The sequence below is a fragment of the Desulfatibacillum aliphaticivorans DSM 15576 genome, from assembly GCF_000429905.1.
Lineage (GTDB): Bacteria > Desulfobacterota > Desulfobacteria > Desulfobacterales > Desulfatibacillaceae > Desulfatibacillum > Desulfatibacillum aliphaticivorans.
Genome location: NZ_AUCT01000032.1, coordinates 51,044 through 69,008 on the forward strand (window position 1 = coordinate 51,044; position 17,965 = coordinate 69,008).

The 17,965-nt window shown below is 53.8% G+C and carries 16 protein-coding genes; 6 read left to right on the forward strand and 10 right to left on the reverse strand.

The features are described 5' to 3' along the window. Positions 1 to 27: 27 nt before the first annotated feature. The 3 genes from atpE (at position 28) to G491_RS0123140 (ending at position 1,457) form a co-directional block, all read left to right on the forward strand. The gene (atpE, locus tag G491_RS0123130; protein ID WP_015949037.1) at positions 28 to 276 is read left to right on the forward strand and encodes an ATP synthase F0 subunit C; all 249 of its coding nucleotides are present in this window, start codon (positions 28 to 30) and stop codon (positions 274 to 276) included. A 15-nt stretch (positions 277 to 291) separates the two neighbouring features. Further along, entirely contained in the window at positions 292 to 744 is a 453-nt protein-coding gene (locus tag G491_RS0123135) for a F0F1 ATP synthase subunit B (RefSeq protein WP_015949038.1), read from the forward strand. A 146-nt stretch (positions 745 to 890) separates the two neighbouring features. Further along, positions 891 to 1,457 (forward strand): F0F1 ATP synthase subunit B, encoded by a 567-nt coding sequence (locus tag G491_RS0123140; protein ID WP_028316231.1) that lies wholly within the window; start codon positions 891 to 893, stop codon positions 1,455 to 1,457. Between the two features lie 99 nt (positions 1,458 to 1,556). On the opposite strand, the gene G491_RS34515 is transcribed toward G491_RS0123140, so the two are convergent. The 9 genes from G491_RS34515 to G491_RS0123190 form a co-directional block, all read right to left on the reverse strand. Next, on the reverse strand, positions 1,557 to 2,558 hold the full coding sequence (locus G491_RS34515) for a GNAT family N-acetyltransferase (RefSeq protein WP_028316232.1): 1,002 nt from the start codon (positions 2,556 to 2,558) through the stop codon (positions 1,557 to 1,559). 53 nt (positions 2,559 to 2,611) lie between these two features. Next, positions 2,612 to 3,964, reverse strand: a complete 1,353-nt coding sequence (locus G491_RS0123150; RefSeq protein WP_028316233.1) for a B12-binding domain-containing radical SAM protein — start codon at positions 3,962 to 3,964, stop codon at positions 2,612 to 2,614. After that, a complete protein-coding gene (locus G491_RS0123155) occupies positions 3,964 to 4,791 on the reverse strand; it encodes a carbohydrate deacetylase (RefSeq protein ID WP_028316234.1) in 828 nt (275 codons plus the stop codon). The genes G491_RS0123150 and G491_RS0123155 overlap by 1 nt, the downstream gene beginning before the upstream one ends. 25 nt (positions 4,792 to 4,816) lie before the next feature. Further along, positions 4,817 to 5,263 carry a hypothetical protein gene (locus G491_RS0123160; RefSeq protein ID WP_028316235.1) on the reverse strand — a complete coding sequence of 149 codons (447 nt, stop codon included), beginning with the start codon at positions 5,261 to 5,263 and terminating at the stop codon, positions 4,817 to 4,819. Positions 5,264 to 5,303: 40 nt separating this feature from the next. Then, positions 5,304 to 5,924: a VOC family protein gene (locus G491_RS0123165; protein WP_028316236.1), complete on the reverse strand. Its 621-nt coding sequence runs from the start codon at positions 5,922 to 5,924 to the stop codon at positions 5,304 to 5,306. Positions 5,925 to 6,951: 1,027 nt separating this feature from the next. After that, positions 6,952 to 7,227, reverse strand: a complete 276-nt coding sequence (locus G491_RS0123175) for a PxxKW family cysteine-rich protein (RefSeq protein ID WP_028316237.1) — start codon at positions 7,225 to 7,227, stop codon at positions 6,952 to 6,954. Between the two features lie 289 nt (positions 7,228 to 7,516). Beyond that, positions 7,517 to 8,344: a hypothetical protein gene (locus G491_RS0123180; protein ID WP_028316238.1), complete on the reverse strand. Its 828-nt coding sequence runs from the start codon at positions 8,342 to 8,344 to the stop codon at positions 7,517 to 7,519. 115 nt (positions 8,345 to 8,459) lie between these two features. Next, positions 8,460 to 9,971: a hypothetical protein gene (locus tag G491_RS34520; RefSeq protein WP_157468516.1), complete on the reverse strand. Its 1,512-nt coding sequence runs from the start codon at positions 9,969 to 9,971 to the stop codon at positions 8,460 to 8,462. Positions 9,972 to 10,082: 111 nt separating this feature from the next. After that, complete coding sequence (locus G491_RS0123190; RefSeq protein WP_248635486.1) at positions 10,083 to 11,888, reverse strand: PAS domain-containing sensor histidine kinase; 1,806 nt, start codon at positions 11,886 to 11,888, stop codon at positions 10,083 to 10,085. A gap of 197 nt (positions 11,889 to 12,085) precedes the next feature. Here G491_RS0123190 and G491_RS0123195 point away from each other — a divergent pair, with 197 nt between their 5' ends. From G491_RS0123195 to G491_RS0123205, 3 genes are all read left to right on the forward strand, one after another. Then, positions 12,086 to 13,195, forward strand: coding sequence for an SMP-30/gluconolactonase/LRE family protein (locus G491_RS0123195; RefSeq protein WP_028316241.1), 1,110 nt, complete (start codon positions 12,086 to 12,088; stop codon positions 13,193 to 13,195). A 282-nt stretch (positions 13,196 to 13,477) separates the two neighbouring features. Then, a complete protein-coding gene (locus tag G491_RS0123200) occupies positions 13,478 to 15,475 on the forward strand; it encodes a TonB-dependent receptor family protein (RefSeq protein ID WP_169829507.1) in 1,998 nt (665 codons plus the stop codon). A gap of 18 nt (positions 15,476 to 15,493) precedes the next feature. After that, the gene (locus G491_RS0123205) at positions 15,494 to 16,240 is read left to right on the forward strand and encodes a hypothetical protein (RefSeq protein ID WP_028316243.1); all 747 of its coding nucleotides are present in this window, start codon (positions 15,494 to 15,496) and stop codon (positions 16,238 to 16,240) included. Between the two features lie 65 nt (positions 16,241 to 16,305). Here G491_RS0123205 and G491_RS0123210 read toward each other — a convergent pair whose 3' ends face one another. Beyond that, entirely contained in the window at positions 16,306 to 17,559 is a 1,254-nt protein-coding gene (locus G491_RS0123210; RefSeq protein WP_028316244.1) for a diguanylate cyclase, read from the reverse strand. Positions 17,560 to 17,965 lie beyond the last annotated feature (406 nt).

A 17,965-nucleotide genomic window follows, 5' to 3' on the forward strand; every position in this document is an offset into this window, starting at 1 on the left:
AATTTCTTTTTCTCAGGAGGTAGGCAAATGGCAATCGAAGGTGCAGACATCATCAAAGCGGCAGGTCTTTTGGGCGCAGGCATTTCCATGGGTTTGGGAGCTATCGGGCCCGGTGTCGGTGAAGGTATGGCGGCAGCCAAGGCTTGTGAAGCGATTGGACGCAACCCCAAGGAAGCCGGTCTGTTGACCCGCACCATGCTGGTCGGCCAGGCTGTTTCCGAGTCCACGGGCATCTATTCTCTGGTTATCGCGCTCCTTTTGCTCTTTGTGGTCTAATACGGGGAAGAATTCATGGAAGTTGTCAGCAATATCGCCTTAATCAGCATCAACGAGACGTTGGTCGTCCAGGTGATTTCTTTCCTGATCTTCCTTTTTATCGCCAAAAAGTTCATTTTTACTCCCCTGCAGGATTCCATGGGTGAAAGGGACTCCCAAATCAAGGGCGCCCAAAACGACATCGCCCAGGTTAAGCAGGAAATGGACGCCATGGCTGCAGAACTTGCCAAGCACGAGGCTGACGCCAAAAGCAAAGCTTTGTCCTTGAAAAATGAATTGGAAGATGAAGGCAAAAAAGAAGCCCTGGACATCGTAAACGCCGCTCGGAAAGATATTGAAGGCTTGCGCGCTGAAGCCGCCGCCCATGTGGACGACCAAATCGCCCAAGCCCGTCAGTTCTTTCAGGCTGAATCCGAGGCGCTAAGCATAAGCATTATGGAAAGCATGCTGGGTAGAAAGGTTTCTTGATAGAAGCCGCCTTCCCGGCCCTTCCAGGTATAATGACGGATTTGACGGGCCCTAACTGATCCGAGTCCTATGGTCCTCGGTCCCTACAGCATCATGGGGAGGACGGCATCCAATAGGACCAAGGCCCACAAATATTGGAGAGGCTGATGAAACATTCGGCGCAAAAGATCGGGTTGTTCGCAGGCGTGCTGTTCATGTTTTTCGCCGCGAACGCCTTTGCAGCGGAAACTCAGAGCTGGAGGCCTACCTACGACTTTGTCATGCGGTGGGTCAACTTTGCTATCATGGCGTTTTTATTCTTTAAATTCGCCTGGGGGCCCCTAACCCGCTGGCTGCGGGGGCAGGGCGATGAAGTGGCCGCCCAAATCAAGGATATGGAAGAAAAAAAGCAAGCGATCCTGGAAAAAATGGCCGAAACCAAGGAACAGATCCAAAAGCGCTCCCAGTACCTGGAAGAACTTATGGCCAGAACCACGGAAAATGCCAAGATGGAAAAAGAGCAGATTGTGGAACAGGCCAAGGCCGAAGGCGCTCTCATGATCCAGCTTGCCAAGGAGCGGGCCGATTACCAGATCACGGCCGCCAGAAAGCAATTCCGCGCGGAGCTTATTGACGAAGCGGTGGAACTGGCGTCCCAAAAACTGCCGGGGATCATTTCCTCTGACGACGAAAGCCAGATCCAGACGGACTATCTGGAAAAAGCCCTGCAGTAAGCCGCCCTCCGAAAGGCGGACAGGATAGGGCATTTCCTGCTAAAAATGACTTTAAGGCCCCACCCATAATTGTGGGTAGGGCCTTTTTTCATTCCATCCTTAAACCACGTCCGTGTCCCCCAAGGTCAAATGCCACCTTAAAGGATCCATCCATGATTTTGCGTCCCCCCCCTCAAAGCGGCCTGCAAGATGGAACACCTTGGGCGCCGCCGCTCTGGGAACAGGATAAAATCCCAACCGGGACGCCAACCCATTCCTACTAATGGGAAACATGGCCGTAAGCATAAAACACCCAAGCGAAGCCGCGCGGAACTTGGCGGCTTTTACAGCCTGTTCCATGACCTTAATAGAATCCAAAGGGAAGCAATCCGCCAGTACGCACACTTTAAGCCCGGCAACATGCTGAACCCGGAGCGTGTAATAGCCTTGCAAGCGACCTGCGTTAAACAGCCCGAAAACCTTGTAGCCAAAGTCGGGCAAGTCCAGGTACCGCCACTGCAAGTAGGCTCTGTCTCTGACCTGTATGACTCCGTCCCGCGGCTTATGGGCCTCCCAAAGCGCGTCAAACTGGGGACTAATCCTTTCCATGGGGACGTCCTCCCAACCTGAGGCCAGTCTTGGGGATGAGTAGACCTTAAGCAGAGCGGAAAAAGAGGTGAATCCAACCCGGGCTAGCAGATCCCCGACGCGGCGCCACCCTAAGCTCCTGATAAATCCGGGCATGGAGTTTTTGTTGGGAAAACCCCAAACCGCGCCTATTCCGTGCTCCGACTCCATATGCGCATAAACCTGGCGGGCAAGGCTTGTAAAGACTCTCCGCCCCTGGCAGCGGGGATGCACCATGGTATCGCAGGAATACCCGCAGAGGGTCTCTACGCCGTCCACAAGCATTCTAACGGGTATGGCGGCGTATTGCCCTACAATCCTGCCCTGATCCTCTGCAAGCATGATAAAGCCCCGCCCGGCGGGGTTATTCAGGAATTGCCATTTCCAGGCGTTGAGCCGGGCGCGGACAGGGTCCACCTGGCCGAAAACCGCCCTTCGAAGAGCCAGGATGCCGTGCTCGTCGCCGGCTTTATAGGATTTTGCCTGCCAGGTCATAGGCGCCTCTTAGGAGGTAAAAACTGGCTCACAAGGGGGTTTTAGGCCAAGTATTACTTAAAAAGCATGTTTTGTGAATTTTTTAACATGTCCCCTAACACATTAAAAATTGGCCGGGGGCGTAAATAAAATTTCCAATAGGCCTGGTGCAGCATTCTTTTGAGCTTTTCCAGGTCATGATCGAAAAAATTGTAGTGCGGATACTGATGGGCGGGGAAATTTTCCGGATTCAGGCCGCAATTGTCGGCCAAGGCCGTTCCGGGAAAGGGCACGATCAAATGAAAAGCCGCATAATCGGGATCAAGATTTAAGGCTAACTTAATGGTGGCCTCCATTTCGTAGTCATGTTCGCCCGGAAAGCCGAAATTCATGAATAAAGCCGTCCTTATCCCGAATGATTTACAGAGCCGGACCGCCTTGTAGCAGTCTTTAACCAGTATCCCTTTGCCTGTTTGCTTTAAAATCCGGTCCGTCCCGGCTTCCACGCCAAAATGGATGAGGCTGCATCCGGCCTGAGCCATGGCTTGGGCGACCTCCTCGTCCATGTCCGTAACCCGGGTCTGGCAGCACCAGTTCAAGATTAGTCCGCGATCCTGCAGGCCCTTGCAAAATTCGAGGACGAACCTTTTGTTGATCGCAAATTCCAGATCCATAAAGTATACATTTTTTAGCCCTATTTTCCGGACCGCCCATTCGGTTTCATCCAGAAAACGATCCACGCTTTTACGGCGAACCCGGCGCCCGTACATTCCCATATAGCAGAAATTGCACTTTCCGGGGCACCCCCGGGACGCCTCCAGAATCCCAAAGGATTTTCCCATGACGGGAAAATAATGGTAGGCCTTCATGTCCAGCAAATGAAAAGCGGGGTAGGGCAGGGCGTCCATATTCTTGATAAAGCCTCCGGCCGGAGACTTTTTAAGGCGCCCCTGCTCCAGCCAGGCCAGTCCGGGAATCTGTTCCAAATCGTTCGGATTTTCAGCGCACGCAATGTCCAGCATGGTTTGTTCCGGCTCTCCCAAAATTGCGGCCCTGGCCCCGGACTCCCTTAAAATAGCCTCAGGCCGTTCCGTAACGTGAGAACCCAGGATGAACAGTTTGTCTTTGCTGATATGTCTAAGCGTATCAAAGAAAAAGCGGATGTCCAGGGACGGGCATTGCCAGCGGTCGTATGGAGTGGACGTGACGAACACCCTGTCGTATTTTTCAGCCAATAGGCCGATTTTTTCCGGTGAATGGCCCTTAACCTGGTTGTCAATGATGCGTACCTCCAGGCCTTGCCGCTCCATCATGGCTGCGGCCAGAGCAAGGGATAAGGGGGGCCACAAGCGTTTGAACTGGCGTTGCTTCTGGTTTTGTATCCCGGTCCAGTTGGGATTGATCAGCAGGATGCGTTTAGGGTCCATTAGGCCGCCTCCCTGAAAGAGGCCACGCTGACCCCCATTTGATCAAGAGACTGTTTAAGGGCCGGGTCAGTGCACAGGTCCGCGTCATTTTTCCAGGAATAGCCCCAATGGGCGTATTTTTTCGCCGTGTACTCATCCCCGATTCCGGGATGGAGCATGATTTCCAGCGATTTAAACGCGGAAAAACATTTTAGGGACGACAGGACCGCCTCCACCGTCATGCGGCCTCCGGCGTTAAGAAATCCTGTGCAGGGAATAACCGGCAAATTCTTGGGGATGCGGGGCTTTACATAAAGCATGCTCCACGAATTGAGCATGGTCCATTGCAGCCGCCTTTTTAGACCAGTTCCTTTTCGCATTTGCTCCTTCACCAGGGTGCGCATGAAGGGGATTTTGTATTTTTTTTGAATATCCAGGCATAGCGGAAATACGCCGGGCAGCAGATGCACAAATTGATGGCTGTCCATGTGGCTGGGCTTTACGCCTGCGTCCAAAATCTTTTCCACCTGGGCGCACAACTCCCTTTTGGCGTGACCCAGATCAAATCTTTGGGTTGCCAGCGCCATGGTCAGGTCGTGGCGGGAAGGCATGCATTCCCCGGAAAAATAACCGGGGCCGGGCAAAAGAGGCTTTTCGTCCGTCAGCGTCAAATGCACGCCGAGGTCAAGGCCTTTATGGTCCGAGGCGGATTGCACGGCGTGGTCAAAAGCCTCTCCCGACGCGATTAGGGAAGCCGCTCTGAGCAGGCCCTTGGAATAGGCCTGAACAATCCCCTGGTTTACTCCCTGGGTAAGCCCGAAATCGTCTCCGTGAAATATAAGATGCATGGCTGCCTATATGGATTGCAAAACGCTATTGAGCGGAAAAATTGTATTCCTTGGCCTTTTTTCTGAGCACGCGCCCCAACTCCCCCTGCCTGGATTCCAAACCGGGTATGGCGATTACATGCTTGGCGCCATCCTTTTCTTTTAAAACCAAGGCGAAGTCTTCCTCTTCCCCCTGATATTCTATGGACTCGACAGCACGAAAGCGCACCCGGCGCTTGTCTTTGGGGCCGGTGCGCCACTTGATGGAATCGATGTCCACCAATAAAGACGGCGCCCTGCGGCGGGTCCGTTCATAAAGCCAGCCGGTCAAGGCATATAGGATCAATGGAAAAAGCACAATAAGGGCGAATACGCCGTTTTGAAGGCAATAGACCAAGCCTAGCATAAAAAGCATGGAGTCCAAGGTGAACAAAAACAACCATAACCCAGGATTGCTGTATAGGTGCCTGAACTCTACAACTCGAATTTTCATGGGCCGCCTCCTGTCGAGGAAGGCTTTTTAGATAACCATTTCACCCTTTGTTTAACTCCCAGGAGCGTGTTCTCATTTTTTTTTGCATCCTGGCCAGCAAATTGTACAGGCCATGGGGCGTCTTTATCTGCTTGCCGAATATGCTGATGTTCATGAATTCTATAACAAACCCGCACTGCTCCTTGGCGTCCATGTACGCAAACTCCACCCGGACCGGTTTGGAAGCTATTCGACCCCGGACCCACAAAGGGCAGCCGGCTTCTGTCAGTTTCTCCGAGGCTGCATCCACGTCGGGAACCATGAACCCCAGGTGGTGGACGGTCATGCGGCCCTGGGGGTCAAGGGCCTGCCTGTAAAAATTTGACCCTTCTCCAGGTTCAAGCAACTCCAGTTCCTTGCCCTGGTACGTCGAAACCCCAATCCGTCCCTTAAAATCCCGGTCCTTGCCGTTTTCCGTCCACATTTGAACAGGGCCGCCGGCGATGAAAAAAGCTTGCAGCCCCTTTTGCTCCAAACGCCTGGAGGCCGTCTCGGCGTTGGCCGTCACAACGCCCAACTGATCCACGGGCCCCAGACCGGCTTCCTGCAGAAAAGGCCGCCCCAAGGAATTAACGGCTTTGGCAAAATCGTCATGGACGAGAAGATCATCCAGGTAAACCATACCCTCCCCCCGTTACACTTTCCAATTGTCAAAAAGATCGTCTGCCTACTTAATACAAGGCTATCCAAGGGGGAATCAAGGCAAATTTCAGACAATGGGGCGTCGTTTGGAGAAAATTAGGCGATCCCTCGTGAATTTGAGGAAAAAACAGAAGCCGCCCTGGGATGTTGGCGCCTTTTTCGGTGATTTTTATCCGGTATTTCAGGAATGCGTCCTGAAATACCGGAAAAGCAACATACCAAAGTATGCCGCTCGGTATAAATATTTGGAAATGTGTATTTTTCCGATCGTGTAAAATCCTCCACGAAAAGCAAGCAAGTCAAAAAAGAGCGAAAGCTCGCCTGCATTTTCGGTCTGTCAAAAAGGATCGATTTTGGAGGAATCGCCCCAAGGGGTTGATATCAAACATTATAGCAAAACAAAAAAAGCCGCTCCGGATCGGAGCGGCTTATTCTCTTTTTGTCCTGAATTTCAGGATAAAAAAGGAGGGTGACGGGGCGAGGGTCCCTGCAATGTCTTTTCAGGGAGGGTGGAGGGGGGGGGTACACTGAAAACACAGTAGCATCTGGACCCTCATCAAACCGGTTGCCCTGACTGGAGGCCTTGGATCCAGTCGGGTGGGCGGTCGGTTCTTGCCCGCGTCGCCATCTGACGTCTATAGTAAGCACATTTTGTGCCATTTGCAACAAAAAAATATATGAAATATTTCACAAGCTCCTAAGCCCACGCCATAGGCGGGTGGATGGAGCCCGGGGCCTGCGCCGGCTCTATGCGCTTACTACCTGCAAACCGCTTGATTTTCCAAGGGTGTCAATAATCTACCGCTTTCGTAAAAATCATGACGCCTCTTTTGTAAGCCGGGTGGAGCGCTCCTAAACCTCCGGCGCGCAGCCTCCCTGTCAAGCGATTGCATAGCAAAAGGCCCATTCAAGACGAGCAAAGGGCCCTTTGGCAATGACAAAATTGTATTTCCTGGTCTGCAAAACCGACACTTTTGTATGCCGGCCGTACTGCTCAAGCGAAAGAATCAGTGTCCGCCGCGCTTGGAAGCCTTCAACGGGTTGATCTTCACGCCTTCCTTGGTCTCGCGAGCCACATGGGTCGCCAGGTTGCAGTTGCCGTTCTTCCATTTGATGGCGGGCTCAGGGCAGGCCGTGCAGTACCAGCCGCTCTCCAGCTCCATCACGCGGGTGCAGCCTGTGCACTGTTCAACGAGAGTAAAACAGGCGCCGCCATTGTAAGAGCAGCCTTTTTTGGTCATGAAAGGACATTCTTGGCCTTTTTTGATTGTGGTGCAAAGCATAGGTGAAATTCCCCCTTGCAATTAAATTTTGTTTCACCCTAATCATTTAGGGCTTTTAACGTAATCGGACAAAAGAAAAGCCAGCTTTAAGCCAAAAAGCCGGCGACTATTTCATTGGCGCGAAAAAAAAGAGCGCTTCGTACTTCTGCCTGCGCCCTTTTAGTCGCGTAACAAAAGAAACCTAATATAGAGCCGGCCCGGCCCTGTGTCAAGGAAAAATGCAAGACCGCGGATTTCATCAATAGCCGTCAAAAAACCGTCAGCTTGCCAAAGGCCGCCGGCGCCTGCTTCACTGGGCCGCTTTGGCCAGATATATCTTAAACCACAATTCCGTATTTTTTTGAGAAAACATTCCGGGACCGCCTTTCCCCCCGCCGGGGCCGCCCCCCCTTCCGCCTCCTGAGCCGCCAGGGCCGCCGCCCATGGCGCTCAATGCGCCGGGGGGGCCGCCGCCCCGGCCTGAGCCTCCGCCTTGGGTGGATGTCAGCACGCCCATGCCGAGGGGGCCTTCAATATCGCCGCCCCCTAAATGCTGCAGGCTGATGCGCGCTTCATACACAAACAGGTCGCAGGTGCGTCCGATGCAAACCCGGATGTCCTCCAGGGCGTCGGCGTCCTCCACCTCCAGCAGGCGCTCCTGGTCCTCTTCCGGCCCCAGGATTTGCACCTCGCCCGGCATAAATGGCTGAGGCTCCCGGCTGCCTAAGTCATCATTGCGGGGCCGCTCCATGGCGCCTGGCATACGGTCCATGCCTCCTTCCGGCCCGCCTCTCATACCCCGGCGGACGCCCATGGCGCCCACCGGATAGCGAACGCCGAACTCCTGGTCCTCGCCTCCGTCCAGGTCGAACCATAAAGCCAGGCCCGAACGCATAGCCTGTTGGGCGAAGTTCCGGTTTCGCGAAGAAACCCGCACGTACAAATACTGGTCGTTATTGTAGGCGCCCACCATAATCCGGCTGTCTTCGTCATAATATAAAAGGCATTCCCTCCAATCGTCGTCACGGCCGTCAATGGCCAGGCTTCCGTCCAGCCATTTGCTGTGAAGCTCAGGCCGGGCGCATCCCAAAACGCCCATGGCCAGGATCAGGCAAAAAAGCAAGCAAGGTTTTTTCATGATTGAATATCCGCGAGTCAAGGTTTTCGTGAGGCCCGAAAGGGCCGTTTCCGCCTTGGTATTGGGTCGCGGACAAACAGGATGGGGTTACAAACTTGTATTTTTCCCTTAGCCGTCAGGGAAGGCCGGCCAGCTTTTTCAGAATTATGATGGCTTCCTCCACGCCGGTTCTTCCGTCGCCGTCCATGTCGTAGAGGGGAAAGTTTCCCACGCCTCTCGCCCCGGCCTGGACTTGCAGGCAGAACAGAGCGTCTTTCAAGGTCAGAACCCCGTCCTGATCCGTATCTCCGGGCCAGGGCGCCGTATAAACGGTGGGGTCGGTTCCCGAAAGAAACTCCTCCAGGTTGGTTAAACTGTCTCCGTCCGGGTTTTCCTGGCTGTCGTCATACATGGGATCCAGGCCGTAAGTCACTTCCCAGCCGTCCTCCATCAGGTCGCCTTCCGAGTCCTTGACTTTGGGGTCGGTCAAGTAACGATATTCGTCGGCGTCGTTCAGGCCGTCCTGGTCCTGGTCGCCGGTTCCGTTGGAAACCCCCAGAGCGCCGAAATGCTCCCGTTCATAACTGTCAAAAAGCAGGTCCTTGTCCGAATCCTCGCTGACGGGCATGTCCAGGAGCACACTCAAGTCCGCCACCCGAACGGTGCGGGTGACGGGAAAGGCCAGCCCCCCGCCGGTAAAGGTCACATCATACCTGCCGGAGGCGAGGATGGGCACGGCGAACCCGCCGCTGGGAGGCGTCACTGCATAATAAGACCCCCCGACAGGGGTGACGGTGACATTTCCCCCTATGCCTTCCCCGGAGTCGTAATAATCGTTGCCGTTTAGATCCTCCCAGAGCGTCCCCACCAAAAAGCGGTTGTAGTGATCCGCGGGATCCGTGTAGGCCCGGGCGAAATTTTCAGTCACAACAAGAGGGCCTACGTTAGGAAGAGAATTATTATGAGGAACCACCGCAATGCCTATGTTGTACATGTCGCCGGCTATAAAATTATCGTAAGACGTTTTGATGGACATGGTGTTGTACCGGTGCCCCGGCGGAACCTGCATGCCGCCCTCTCCATACCCCCAGTCGATATTAAATCCCGCATGGCAGTGTATGCCGCTTCTCGCATAGGCGTAAACGCTCATACCCACCCTGTTCCACACAAAACCGGAGGCGTCAATACGAGTCAACTGGCCGGTGTGGGTTTGGTCGTTGATTGAAATCATGTAAAGGCTATGAGCGTACGCCGCGCTGTATAAACGATTGTCAAAGGCCCCGGGAGGTTGGGCTGGCAGGGCGTCAAACTGCTCCTGCATCAAATCAAAGTCCACCCCAAAATAGTTTGTATCGTAAGAAACATCCGAATCGTCCAGATTCGCCAAAAAATAGCCTTCCTGGGAAGGATTGGACCGGGCGCGGTTCAACAGCCACAGTTGCTGCTGTTCCAATCCGTTGGGATGCGCGTCGTCTGCTGTTTTATGGTAGGTCCACTCCACCGGGACCCCTTTAAAATCCCTGGGGTGGTCAATAACCGGCGAAGCCTCCCCTCGTTCATAGACAGGTGGATTCTCTTCGGGGGATTCATGCGCTGACGCGGAGGATGGGCGCAATGCCAAAAGGGTGACGGCCGTCGTCAAAAGCATTAGGCGCCATGCTGCTTGGAATATGTTTTTAGGGCATCCCATGGCGTAATATCCTTAATCGATATTATTAAGGATATTTCAAGCAACATTTGTTCCAACTACACCGTTCGTTTATTCCTCGGGCCTGTATAGGGGAAGCGACACCGTAAAGGTGGTCCCCTCTCCAGGCTCGCTATGAACCTTGATGTCGCCCCCGTGGTCCCGGATGAACCCGTAGCACACGGACAACCCCAGGCCCACGCCCTGGACGCTGCCTTTGGTGGTGAAAAAGGTGTCGAATATCTTGCTGAGATTTTCCTCGGGGATGCCCACGCCCGTATCGGCCAGGTCAATATAAATAAAATCCCCCTGGGCCCGGCTGGTTATGGTGAAGGTCCCGCCTTCCTGCATGGCGTCTCGTGCGTTGGCGATTACGTTCAAGAACACCTGGCGCAATTGATTCTTGGAGGCCATGACAGGCTCCAGCCCCTCGGTCAGATCGCGAACCACCTTGACGTCGTTTTCCTGCAATTGCCTTTCGTGCAATAAAAGCAATTCCTCCAAAATGGTGTTGATGTCCGTGATCTGGCGCTCCTCCTGGTCCGGCTTGGAGAAGCTGAGCATCTTTTTCAGCATTTCGGAAATCCGCACCGTCTCGGATAAAGCCATGTCCAGGATTTTGCGCCGCTTGGACGTCTCGGGAATTTCCGTCTTAAGCAGTTCCAGGGTGTTCATTATGCCGAACAAGGGGTTGTTCAATTCGTGAGCCAGTTGGCTGGTGAGTTTGCCCATGGCGGCCAGCTTCTCCGATTGCAAAAGTTGATCTTTGACGCTGTTCAGCTTTTGCTCCATGCTGGCCCGCTCCCGCATGTCCACCATAATGCCTACGGACGCCATTTCCCTGCCCTGGGCGTCGTAGATGATCGCCGCCGACATGTTGGCCTCAATAAACTCCCCCGCCCGGGTTCTGGCGAGCAACGGATACGACCTTACTAATCCGCGGCCTCCGTGCTCCTGGGACCGCATCATCTTCATAACCCTTCTGGCCATGCCTTCCGGGTACACGTCCACAATGTTCATGCGTCCGATAACGTCATGGGCCTTGTAGCCCAAAAGCTCCTCAGCCCCCCGGTTCCAGATCAGGATCTCGCCTTTCATATCCGCTGCCATAATGGCGTTGGGCGAGCTTTGGATCACCTTGTCGAAAAAGTCGTGGGCTTCCTGGACCTCCCTTTCCATGAGTTTGCGTTGGGACTGGTCTACGATTATCCCTTCGTATCCCAAAACCTCGCCATAATCGTCGTAACGCACATGGCCTGCAATAATCACCGAAACCGGCTTGCCGTCCCGGGTCTTGAAATCCACTGCATAATTGGAGACCATGCCGGATTTTTCGATCATTTCCATGAACTTGTCCCGGTCTTCGGCGTTTAAATAGACGTCCCTGGCTATGTCCATGGCCAGAAACTCTTCCTTGCTGTCGTAATTCAGCATCTTCAGCAAAGCCGGATTGGCGTCCAAAAAGTTTCCCTCTTTGGAGCTGACATAGACCCCGCAGGGAACCTGATCGAACAGCCTTTCGTAATCCTGCTTGTGGGAGCGGATTCTGCGCTCCTGCTGCTTGGACCGGGTGACGTCCCGGAATATGCTCATTTTGGAGGTGGTCTGGTCCGCGTTGGTAAGGGGCAGTTCGGTGATGCGAAACACCTTGCCCACCCCTTCCAGGTCCATCTCATACTGGACCGTGGCCTGCTCTTCAAACACCTCGCGGGCGCGGCACCAGGAGCACGGCGCCTGGGATTGAATAAGCATCTCATGGCATTTTTTGCCCGTATGGTCCCCGAAAATGCGAATCATGGCTTCGTTCATAAACTCCACCGTGTAGTCCGCATTGACCACGTAAACTCCGTCCTGCATAGCGTGTAAAATGGAAATCAAACGAGGAGTCTCCCTATTTTCCATGGCGCACCTCAATCCGGTTAATCTGTTTATTAACAGGATTCCCGATTGCTCCCAAATAAGTCAAGCAAAACCCGGTCCATTTTATTCCGAATTTGCAGTTTTATCCGAAATAATGATATGGTTTTTTCGCCCATCCCGAAAACCCAAACCACCGGTCTTGGAAGGAATTCGCCATGAAACGCCTGTTTTCCCTGTTTTTTACTTTGATATTCGTTCTGACCGCCTATTTTCTGTTTTGGCCGGTCCCCGTGGACCCGGCGGCGTGGCAGGCCCCGGAGGACCTGGGCTACACCGGGCCGTTTTCCGCCAACAACAAACTTGCGGGCCTGGAATTCGTGAACATAGGTCCCGGAACCGGGCCCGAAGCCGTGGCCGTGGATGCGGAGGGCCGCATTTACACGGGAACGGCCCAGGGCTGGATTGTGCGTCTGGACAAGGACGGCAAGAATCCCCAAAATTGGGTCAATACCGCCGGCAGGCCCTTGGGCATGGCCTTCTCGCCCGACGGAAATCTGATAGTCGCTGACGCCGTGGAAGGTCTGTTGTCAATCGGGCCGGACGGACAAGTCGCCGTCCTGGCCAATACGGCCCAGGGAGTCCCCATCGCTTACGCGGACGACCTGGACGCCGCCCAGGACGGAAAAATCTATTTTACCGACGCATCCGTCAAGTTCAACCCCTCCACAGTGGGAGACTCCGTGGACGCCAGCATGCTGGACCTCATCGAGCACGGCGGAAACGGCCGTTTGCTCATGTACGATCCAAACACGAAAAGGGCCTCCGTGCTGGTTGACGGGCTTCAGTTCGCCAATGGCGTGGCCGTCTCCCACGACGGCATGTCCGTCCTGTTCAACGAAACCGGCGCATACAGGGTCATGCGCTATTGGCTGGAAGGGCCTCTTAAAGGCAAGGTCACGCCGGTCCTGGAAAACCTACCGGGCTTCCCGGACAACATCACCCGGGGCATGGACGGCCGCTACTGGGTGGCCCTGGTGGCGCCCAGGAACGCCTTGCTGGACAAGCTCTCGGATCAGCCCTTTGCGCGGAAAATCCTCGTTCGCATGCCCAAGTTCATCCGCCCCAAGGCCGAGCATTACGGACATATCTTCGCCATTAACGACCAGGGCAAGGTGCTTGTGGACCTCCAGGACCCCTCCGGTATGTTCCCGGCCAACACCAGCGCCCTGGAAACCCCCGCCCACATACTCCTGGGCAGCCTGGAAGCCCCCCACATGGCAAGGCTGGACAAAAGGCAATTTCAAGGCCTGGGTGTGGAGCAATGATTCAAAGAAATTGTTGCAATATGTCAGTTTAAACCCTGTTGACACAACATACAAATTACGTTAGGGATTCGTTAGAAAAAGAGGCGGAAGAATTCGCCCGCGAGTTAAGGCAGTTACAATTGTTTTAAAACGGCGTTTCAAACGCCGTAAAAATTAAAGTCGGTTAAGAAGGCCGCGAAGGCCGTTTGTATTTTTTGCAAACGGACTCGCGGCCTTTTTTTGTTGGGAGGGGGCGAATTATCGCCTGTAATTTAAATTTGTTAGGATAGAGAGGGAGAGGAAGTGAAAAGGCTCAACAGTATGAAAATCATGATTGTGGGGGCGCTGGCTGCGTCATTGGCCTTTGGCCCGGCCTACGCCCAGGAAGAGCAACCTAAAAAACTGGAGAAGATGGTTGTCTCTGCGGCGAAAATGGAAACCAGCGTGGACAAGACGCCCACGAACATCACGGTGTTTACTCGCGAAGAAATCGAGCAAATGCCCAAGACCACTACCATCAACGAGTTGCTCAGGCAGGTTCCGGGCTTATACATCCCCCAATACCAGTCGGGCGTAGCCAATGACGGAGTTTACAGCGCCAGGGGCTCCGAGCCCTCCACCACGGGCCTCCGTTTTTTGGTTAACGGGATAGAGTTTAACAAGGGCAACGGATACACCGTGCCCACCCGTATTCCCATCAATGACATTGAACGCATCGAAGTCATCAAGACGGCCTCGGCGGAATATGGAGATCAGGCCATAGGAGGGCTCATCAATGTGGTGACCCGGGTTTCGAACAAGCCCCTGGAAGCCAAAGCCGGAGTGTCTGTGGGCGATTTCAATTACGAAAATTATTACACGGTGATCAACGGAACCAGGAACAAATGGGAATATTTTGTGGACATGTCCTTTTCCAACAGCGAGGGATACCAGGACGAAGCCTATTATGACCCTGAAAATTTTTACACCCGCCTGGCCTACAACATTGACGAAACCTCCGTGTGCGAGTTCCACGGCTCCCACATGGCCTCCAAAGGGGCCTGGCCAAAATCATTGACCCAGGCCCAGTTGGATGAAGACCCCACACAAAGCCCGGGAGGCTCCAACGAATTTGAAAACGATTATAACCTGGCGGCGTTGGCGTACAAAAAGAAGTTAGGCGACGACGAACTCCAGGTGAAGGTCATCGGCAAGGATGAATGGGTCTGGATGGATTACGGCCTGGACTTTGAATTCGATGAATGGGAGATCTTTCCCTCGGTCACTTACAACCTGCGCCATTCCATGGGGTCCATGAAAAACAGCATCCTCTTCGGCGTGGAAGGCCGGAAGCACGAACTGACCACCCAATTGTGGACGCGGAAAAACAACGCAAAATTCAAGAAAACCAAGCACACCTTGCGGGAAGACAATTCCTTCGCCCTTTATATCGTGGACCAATGCTCCATTACGGACGCCCTTACGGTCACCTTGGGGGGCCGCTACGACTCCTACGAACAGGAACAGACGGGCCGGGTGAATCCGGCCAACTCCGTGGATCAATCCGACGAGGCCTTCAGCCCCAAAATTGGCGCCACCTACACGATCAACCAGTACGCCAACCTGTTTGCGGGCTTTAACAGCGGCTTCAAAAGCCCGGCCCGCGTGCCTGGAGCCGCGTACTCGGCGGACCTGGACCCGGAAAGGACCCTGTCCTACGAGACCGGCGTGCGCGGATTTTTCAATAGCTGGCTGTCCTATACTGTTTGCGGCTTCCTGAATCAGTACAAGGATAAATGGGTGAAAACGGGCATTGCGGCCACGGACCCTTACGCAAACTCCGGCAGCACGGAGACCCTGGGTTTTGAAGTAAGCCTCCAGGCGGATCATAGCTGCGGCCTGTTCGGACACGTCAATTACACCTGGCAGGAGCCGGAATACGACGAGTTCACCGAAGCCGGAGTGACTTATGACGGCAAGCGCTTCCCCAAAATTCCCGAGCAGATGCTGGGCGTGCTTTTGGGCTACGAAAACAAGACGGCCGGACAATTTTCCGTCACCTGGGACTACGTGGGGGAAAGGTACTTTGACCAGGATAACACCCTCCTGGGCGAGGACTACCTCCTTGTCGGCGCTGGATACGAAAAATCCTTTGACAATTGGCAGCCCGGACTCTCCGTATTCCTCAGCGCCAGCAATCTGACCGACGAAAATACGGCGGTGTACGGCTCCGGAACCCCCGGCGCTGAAAGTCTGGTTCCCGTCTATGGAAGAAGAATTTTCGGGGGCGTGGAGCTCAAGTTCGACTTTGCACCCCAATAAACCCAAGGAGGCTTTATTATGAATACACAAAAAACGGCGGCAAGGAGACTATCCTTAAGCCGCCTGGCCTTGTTCGCTTGCGTATTCGCCATTTGCTTTACGGCGCCGTCCTTCGCCCATAACCTCTGGATTGTGGGGGATCCCCACAATAACGGCGACGGGGTGGTGGACCTGTACTTTGAACACTGGCTCGGGCCTGGCGACGGCGCCTACACCGGTCCCATTTTGGAAAGAGGAAAAACCACCCTGAGGACCCCGGACGGGAACACTATTTCCCTGACCATGAAAAGCGCGTCACAGGGCGAAAACAAGAAGTACTTGTCCGCCAATGCCGGAAAGACGCCGCAATCCTACGCCGTGGACCACGCCAGCCTGTACGGCATTTACCACGGGCGGTTGGACTTTTTTTACGGCAAGTGCATCCAAGCCAAAACCAAGAAAGACCTGGAGGCTTTGGCGGAATCCCAAAACCTCCCGTTTCAGTTCGTCCCCCAAGTCACGGAAGACGGAAAGCTGCTGCTGAAGTTGCAGTATTTCTCCAATCCTTTGCCCAAGACCAAAATCAAGCGGGTGAAAAAAGACGGCACGGAAGAGACCTTTGAAACGGATAAAAAGGGGGAATTCCTGTTCACGCCCGATAAAGCCGGGAAATACCATTTCAGCTCCCTGGCTTTTGAGCACGAAGCGGCCGGCGCCTTTGAATATCAGGCTTTCAAAGGCATTATGTATGGAACCACCTTAACCATTAACTGGCCCGTCGAATAAAAAAATGCCGATTGGGCCATTTAACGGCCCTCATTAGATCATAAGGTGCGGCGCCGGAGGCCGTGCTATTTCGAGGAGGCCGCCACCGTCCTGTTTCTGCCTTCCTGTTTGGCCCTGTACAAAGCATCGTCCGCGGTTTTGACAAGAACGTCGGCTTCACTTCCCATCTCATCTCCGGAAATCATGTCCAGGGACGCCACACCCACGCTTACGGTGACGGGAATGCTTCGGCCGTCCGGAATGTTGAATTCCGCGGACTCCACATTCCGGCGGACTTTCTCTGCAGCCATCCTGGCCTGGGAGATGGTGGACTCCGTCAATATCACCACAAATTCCTCGCCGCCCCAGCGGGCTGGCACGTCCGCTTTGCGTACATTGTCTTTTAACAGCGTGGCGAACTGGGTCAGCACCCAGTCCCCAGCCTGATGCCCGTAGTTGTCGTTCACCCTTTTGAAATGATCGATATCCAGGATCATCAGGCTCATGGGCGAGCCGTAACGCAACGAGCGCGAGATCTCCTCCGCCAAGCGGGTTTCGAAATGCCTGCGGTTATGCAACCGGGTGAGTTCGTCCGTAATGGACATGACTTCGATGGTTTCGTAGGCCTTGGTTAAGCGCCGGGCCAGCCTGGACACAAGAATCCAGATCATGCTCAACAGGCTCAGGGAAATGGCTGCGGTCAGGCCGGATGCAATGAGCGTGTTGGCCCGTATTTGGGAATAAATGTCCGTTACGTCCAATTCAACGCTGATGCCGCCGCGCACCTCGCCTTTCTTGTAGCCTTGTTTGGCGTGACATTTCAGGCAGGAGGCCTCAACAAATAAAGGCGCCATATACTGAAAAACCGTTCGCCCGTTTTTTTCAATGGTTTCAAATGACTCCTTGGCGCCTTTCTCAAAGGAGATCAGTGCGGCCGTCTCAAAAGCATTGGCGAAATTGTCTGGGTTTAACGGCCTCAGGCTGGTTATATGATACCGAAAATCCTGGGCCTCTTCCGCGAAAATTGAAATTTCTCGCGTCATAAGCGCCGGGTTTTTCATGGTGTACACCTTGCCGTCCACGGTGAATATGTCCGGATTCTCCAGGTAAGGATTGGACTCGATGCCAGCCGCCTTTTCGACAAAGACCCCGCCGTACTGAGCGTTCCATCTCCTGGCAAGGACGATGTTCTGGAAGTGGGACCTGGCCGTAACAACTATTTGGTTGTGGATAATCTGGTTGGTTCTGAAGATGAAGCCTAATAATATTCCCGTCAAAAAAATGACAACAATCAGGCTCAGGTTGATCAGGAAAATTCTCCACACTCTTTGCTTTTTCATGCCCGCTATGTCCTTAACCTTACGGCTTGTAAATCAATCCTCCAGGGGTCATCTTCTCCGGCTGATAGAGGCGCGCTTAAACGCCGGAGCCGCCTATATCGCCGCCTCGACGTTCAACAAGAAACAATCAATGTCGGTTGGCCCCGGGTTAATGTTTAAGTTGAGTAAAAGTCCTTGTATTCATGCGACAATTTTTCAGAATGCATGAAGCGTGCAAAAAAAGGATTTGCGAGCGGTTGCGGCAACGCGGCGCCGCATTATCCGCCAGATAGGAAGCGGCTTGCTCGGGGGCGTCCATCCGCCTTGTTTTATGCCGGCTGCCGGTCTTTTGAACGCAATGAAATATATTACTCAGTAAAAAATCTTAAATTATGATTTTATATGTATTGTTTGGCAGGATTTTTCC